Genomic DNA, 5,883 nt, shown 5'->3' with positions numbered 1-5,883 from the left:
GCCTACGACCCGCTGCGCGCCGCCCGCCCCCTGGCCCGCGTCACCCTCTTCGACGGCCGCCAGGTCTGGCTGGTCACCGGCCACGCCGCGGCCCGCGCCCTGCTCGCGGACCCCCGCCTGTCGAGCGACCGCACCGACCCCCGCTTCCCGGCGACCACCGCCCGCTTCGACGCCGCAGGCCGCCGCCGCATCGCCCTGCTCGGCGTCGACGACCCCGAGCACCGCGCCCAACGCCGCAGGCTCGCCCCGCGCTTCACGCTCCAGCGCGCCAACGCCCTGCGCCCCGAGATCCAGCGCATCGTCGACGGACGCCTCGACGCGATGATCGCGCAGGGCCCGCCGGCCGACCTGGTCGCCGCGTTCGCGCTGCCGGTGCCGTCCATGGTGATCTGCGCCCTCCTGGGCGTGCCGTACGCCGACCACGAGTTCTTCGAGGAGCAGTCCCGTCGGCTGCTGCGCGGCCCGACCGGCGCCGACAGCATGGCGGCACGACGCAGCCTGGAGGAGTACCTCGGCACCCTGATCGACCGCAAGCGCACCGGCCCCCGCGGCGACGGCGTCCTCGACGAACTCGTCCACGGGCAGCCCGACCAGAGCCCCCAGGACCGGGCCGATCTCGTCGACCTGGCGGTGATCCTGCTGGTCGCCGGACACGAGACGACCGCCAACATGATCTCCCTCGGCACCTTCACCCTGCTCCGGAACCCGCAGCGGTCGGCCGAGCTGCGCCGGGACCCCTCCCTCGTACCGGCGGCCGTCGAGGAACTGCTGCGGATGCTGTCCATCGCCGACGGGCTGCTGCGGGTCGCCACCGAGGACATCGAGGTGGACGGGACGGTGATCAGCGCCGGAGAAGGGGTCCTCTTCTCGACGTCGCTGATCAACCGGGACGACAGCGTGTACCCCGACCCCGACGCCCTGGACTTCCACCGTCCGGCCCGCCACCACGTCGCCTTCGGCTTCGGCATCCACCAGTGCCTCGGACAGAACCTCGCCCGCGCCGAACTGGAGATCGCGCTGCGCACACTCCTCGAGCGGCTGCCCGGCCTGCGTCTGGCCGTCCCCGCCGAGGAGATCCCGTTCAAACCCGGCGACACCATCCAGGGGATGCTGGAACTCCCCGTGGCCTGGTAGGAGGGTGCGGTCCATGGACACGAGCACGCGCGTCGCCGTCGACCGGGACGTCTGCATCGGCGCGGGACAGTGCGCCCTCGCCGCACCGGCCGTCTTCGTCCAGGACGACGACGGGTTCAGCACACTCCGGCACGGTCACCCGGACCCCGGCGCCGATCCGACGGTCCGGGAGGCGGCACGGGCCTGCCCGGTGGGCGCGATCAAGGTGACCGGACCGCAGGGCCCGCCGGAAGCGAGGCCCTGACCGGGCCGGAGGCCGCCCTCCGAGGGCGGCGGCCCGCGGCCGGGGCGTTTCAGTAGGGTGCGGAGGGTGAGTGATCGTACGGTGGACCGTCGGCCGGGGGACCCGGACCGGGACACACGCTTCCTCTATGTCGTCGTATGCGCGGCCGGTGTCGCCTCCGGGGTCGGCGAGCTGATCGGAGCCGCGCGGCAACGCGGCTGGGAGACGGGGGTGTTCGCCACACCCACCGCGCTGAACGGGTTCTTCGACACCGCCCGGGTCGAGGCGCTGAGCGGACGCCCGATACGTTCCGCCTGGCGCCGCCCCGGCGACCCCCGGCCCTTCCCGCCGCCCGACGCGGTCGTGGTGGCGCCCGCGACCTTCAACACCGTCAACAAGTGGGCGCAGGGCCTCGCCGACACCCTCGCCGTGGCGACCCTCTGCGAGGCGGCAGGCCTCGGCGTCCCGGTGGCGGCGCTGCCCTGCGTCGCCGACGCTCTCGCCGCGCACCCCGCGTACCGGGACAGCGTGGCCCGTCTGCGCGGCATGGGTGTCCGCTTCGCCGCCCGCTTCACCGGCGAGCCCGACGAGCACGGCGTACGCCCGGAGTTCGACTGGAAGCAGGCACTGGACCTCGTCGAACAACCGTGACCGAGCAACGGAGACCCGGCGTCCGAGACCGAGCCGCCCCGACCGAACGGCCCGAGCGGCGGCCCCGATCGTCGGCCCCGAGCGGCGGCGGCACCGCGCCGCGGAACCGGAGGCCGGCGCACGCGAGCGCATAGGCTCGCAGTGCAACCGAACTACGGCAGGAGCAGCGACGATGCAGTACGTGAAGCTCGGTTCGACGGGCCTGGACGTGTCACGGATCTGTCTGGGCTGCATGACCTACGGCGTGCCGGACCGCGGCACCCACGAGTGGACCCTCGACGAGGACGCCGCGCGCCCCCTGATCCGGCAGGCGCTCGAGGCCGGCATCACCTTCTTCGACACCGCCAACGTCTACTCCGACGGCACCAGCGAGGAGATCATCGGCAAGGCGCTGCGGGACTTCGCCCGCCGCGACGAGATCGTCATCGCGACGAAGGTCCACGGCCGGATGCGGCCCGGCCCCAACGGAGCCGGACTGTCCCGCAAGGCGATCATGACGGAGATCGACCACAGCCTCGCCCGGCTGGGCACCGACTATGTCGACCTGTACCAGATCCACCGGTTCGACCCCGACACCCCGGTCGAGGAGACCATGGAGGCACTCCACGACCTCGTGAAGGCCGGCAAGGTGCGATACATCGGGGCGAGTTCGATGTACGCGTGGCAGTTCTCCAAGATGCAGTACACGGCCCTGCTGCACGGCTGGACCACGTTCGTCTCCATGCAGAACCATTACAACCTCCTCTACCGCGAGGAGGAGCGCGAGATGCTGCCGCTCTGCGCCGACCTGGGCGTGGGCGTACTGCCCTGGAGCCCGCTCGCCCGCGGACGGCTCACCCGGGACTGGGGCACCACCACCGGCCGCAGCGCCACCGACGCCTTCGGCAGCACCCTCTACCTGGAAGGCGACCAGGCCGTCGTCGAGACCGTCACCCGGATCGCGCAGGAGCGCGGCGTGCCCCGCGCACAGGTGGCGCTCGCCTGGCTGCTGCACCAGGACACCGTGACCGCCCCCATCGTCGGGGCGTCCAAGCCGCAGCACATCACGGACGCCGTCGCCGCCGTCGAACTCCGGCTCACCGAGAAGCAGATCGAGGAACTCCAGGCCCCGTACACACCCCACCCCGTCGCCGGGCACTGACCCCTTTTCTTTGGGCATGAGATTTTGCGGGGCCACGGGATTGCCGCCGCGCACCGGCCCGGCGGCAATCCCGCTTCCAATTCCTGATTGACGCGAAGTCAAATTACGGTGGCCGTCGCGTAATGCATGATTCTGGGAGGTCTCTTGTTCCGCCTCCCTGGCATGTGCCAATGTGAGGCGGGTCTCGTCCACCCCCCATGTTTCACAAGAGCAGCCCCTGTCCTTGGTACGGACTTCTGCCGCTGCTCTCGGAGGAAATACCGCCGTGAATACCGTTGGCCCCACCGGCTCGTCGAATTCGTCGATGCCGGTGCCCCCGTACAGTGCCACCGACGCACAGCTGAGCGCACAGCTGAAGAAGTGGACAGGCGGCACCCCCGCGGTCCATCCCGTGGGCGAACTCCTCGACCGGCACTGGGCCGCCGCCTTCGCCTACGCCCGGCTGTGCACCGACACCGGGCGCGCCGCGGGCATGCTGACCACGGCCGCCTTCACCCGGCTGTTCGGCGAGGCCCTGCGGCAGGACGGGCCGAGTTCCGCCTGGCGCCCCCATCTGCTGGTGACGGTCGGCCGAATCGCCGCCGAATGGGACGCCGACGGCCGCCGGGAACTCCTCCACCCGGCCCTGCGCACCACCGACCACGCCTCCGGGCCGGCCTCCGCCCGGCTCCTGCCGCCGTCCCACCGCCAGACCCTCGCCCAGGCCTTCCAGCGGATGCCGCAGACCGCCCGCTGCGTGCTGTGGCACGCCGAGGTGGAGGCCGAACCACCCCTGATCCCGGCCGCACTGCTCGGCCTGGACGAGGAAACCGCACGCATCGAACTTCAGCGGGCCCGCGAACGACTGCGCGCAGAGGTGCTGCAGGTTCATCGCGAGTCCGCGCCCGACGAGGAATGCCGGCGCTTCCTGCGCCTGCTCGACGTCACCTACCGCCGCGGCGGCACCGCCAGCGACCCCGACCTGCGCCGCCACCTCGACCGCTGCGGGCACTGCCGGTACACCGCCGACCAACTGGCCCAGTTCCACGGCTCGCTGGGCTTCGCCCTCGCGGAGGCGGTCCTCGGCTGGGCGGCCCGCGACTATGTCACGGCCCGGCTGACCAGCGCCCTGGGCGAGAGCGACGCGCAGGAAGCGGCGTACGACGGGACGGACGCCGCCCCGGAGACCGCCGCGCAGGCGAGATTCGGCACGGCCGAGGCCTGGGGGCCGGACCCGGAGGCCGGCCCCGCCGTCGGCGCGGCCGGAGCCTGGAACGCCGCGGGCGGCACGCCGGACAGCGGCGCCGCCGGTACGGCCGGAGCCTGGGGCTTCACCGGACCCGAAGCCGGCACGGGCACGGGCGGTCCGGCACAGGAGTGGGGCCCCGCCGCCGATCCGGCCCGCGCTGCGGCGGCCACCACGGCGTCCACGCCGGGCCACCACGCGGCCGACCCGGCAGGACCGGCCCCGCAGCCCGCAGCGCATGCCGCTGACGCGCCCGCCGACCGCCGCCGGACCGGCCCCGCACCCCGCTGGCGGGCCGCCGCGGTCTCCGCCGGGCGGCGCGTCGCGGAACGCGCCGGGGACCGGCTCGGCGCGCTGTCCGCCTCCCTCCACGGCACCGGCAGCCCCTCCGGCCCCGGCGCCGGCCGGAACAGCGGCGGCCCCCGCGTACTGTCCCGCAGAGCCGTGCAGCGGGCCCGAGCCGTCCGGCGCCGCAACCTCGCCCTCGCCGTGTCCGCCGTGAGCGGGCTCATCGCCCTGCCGCTGGTGCTGTGGTCCGCCGGCGCCGACGAAGGCGACGGCGGGAACGGCAACGGCGCCAAGGGCGGCCAGGCCGCCGGCACCACCCCGGGGTCGGCCACCGCCACCGAGTCGCCCTCCTGGATCGGCAGCGGCGGCACCGCCAAGACGGCGCTGGTCGGACGGCTCCACAACACCGCCTCCGGGCTCTGCGTCGACATCGCCGGCGGCCGGCCCGGCGAGGGCGCCGAGACCCGGCTCGCCACCTGCTCCCCGGCGGCGGCACAGCAGTGGTCGTACGACCCCGACGGCCTGCTGCGCAGTGTCGCCGCGCCCACGCTCTGCCTCGACTCGCGGCTCGGCTACTCGGTTCGCCTCGCACCTTGCGCCGGCGCCGGGCAGCCGGGCGGCAAGGAGGTCCGCTACGACTTCACCCTGCAGGGCGTGCTCATACCGCGCGGGCACCAGGACCTCGCCCTGACACCGGCGGCGACGGACGGGTCGGGGGCGCTGGTGCTGAAGAACCGGGCGGACGATCCGGCACAGCGGTGGACGGTCGACACGTCGGCGCCGGAGTTGCAGATGGCGGTCGTCACGTGGGGAGTGGGCGGGGGCTGACCCCGGCGCCCGCGGGGCGCGGGTCCGCGCAGTTCCCCGCGCCCCCTTTGCCACCGGCGTGCCGGTGACGCCGCTCTGCGCAGTTCCCCGCGCCCCCTTTGGGGTGCGTGCGGTTTCGTTGTTCACCGCGGCCCGGTGGGGGGTGTTCGCGCAGTTCCCCGCGCCCCTTGTGTGTGCCTGGGGCATCGTTTTCACCTGCGGGCCGGTGGGGGGTGTTCGCGCAGTTCCCCGCGCCCCTGAAGGCCTGCGGCGGCCCGCTGGTGTGGGTGGGTGGTTGCGGTGGCGCCGGCTGTCCGGTGGTGGGGTCGGGGCCGCGCCGGGGGGTGTCCGTCCTCGGTGCGACGCCCTGTCCCTCAGATCCTTGCTCTGCGTTTTCGCCGCACGCTGCGGGCG

General features: G+C 73.9%; 5 protein-coding genes. All 5 read left to right on the top strand.

What is annotated here, in order from left to right:
• Positions 1 to 1,134, top strand: a 1,134-nt coding sequence (locus tag MTQ10_RS26995; protein WP_247472824.1) for a cytochrome P450, incomplete at its 5' end; no start/stop codon positions are given.
• Positions 1,135 to 1,147: 13 nt separating this feature from the next.
• Positions 1,148 to 1,378: a ferredoxin gene (locus tag MTQ10_RS26990; RefSeq protein WP_247472822.1), complete on the top strand. Its 231-nt coding sequence runs from the start codon at positions 1,148 to 1,150 to the stop codon at positions 1,376 to 1,378.
• Between the two features lie 66 nt (positions 1,379 to 1,444).
• Positions 1,445 to 2,008, top strand: coding sequence for a flavoprotein (locus MTQ10_RS26985; RefSeq protein WP_247472821.1), 564 nt, complete (start codon positions 1,445 to 1,447; stop codon positions 2,006 to 2,008).
• Between the two features lie 172 nt (positions 2,009 to 2,180).
• Entirely contained in the window at positions 2,181 to 3,149 is a 969-nt protein-coding gene (locus MTQ10_RS26980; RefSeq protein ID WP_247472819.1) for an aldo/keto reductase, read from the top strand.
• A gap of 304 nt (positions 3,150 to 3,453) precedes the next feature.
• The gene (locus MTQ10_RS26975; protein ID WP_247472817.1) at positions 3,454 to 5,490 is read left to right on the top strand and encodes a ricin-type beta-trefoil lectin domain protein; all 2,037 of its coding nucleotides are present in this window, start codon (positions 3,454 to 3,456) and stop codon (positions 5,488 to 5,490) included.
• Positions 5,491 to 5,883 lie beyond the last annotated feature (393 nt).

Origin of the sequence: Streptomyces sp. XM83C, assembly GCF_023072675.1 — a bacterium.
In the GTDB taxonomy this organism is placed as follows: Bacteria; Actinomycetota; Actinomycetes; order Streptomycetales; family Streptomycetaceae; genus Streptomyces; species Streptomyces thermocoprophilus.
This window is presented reverse-complemented; position numbering and strand designations above follow the sequence as displayed.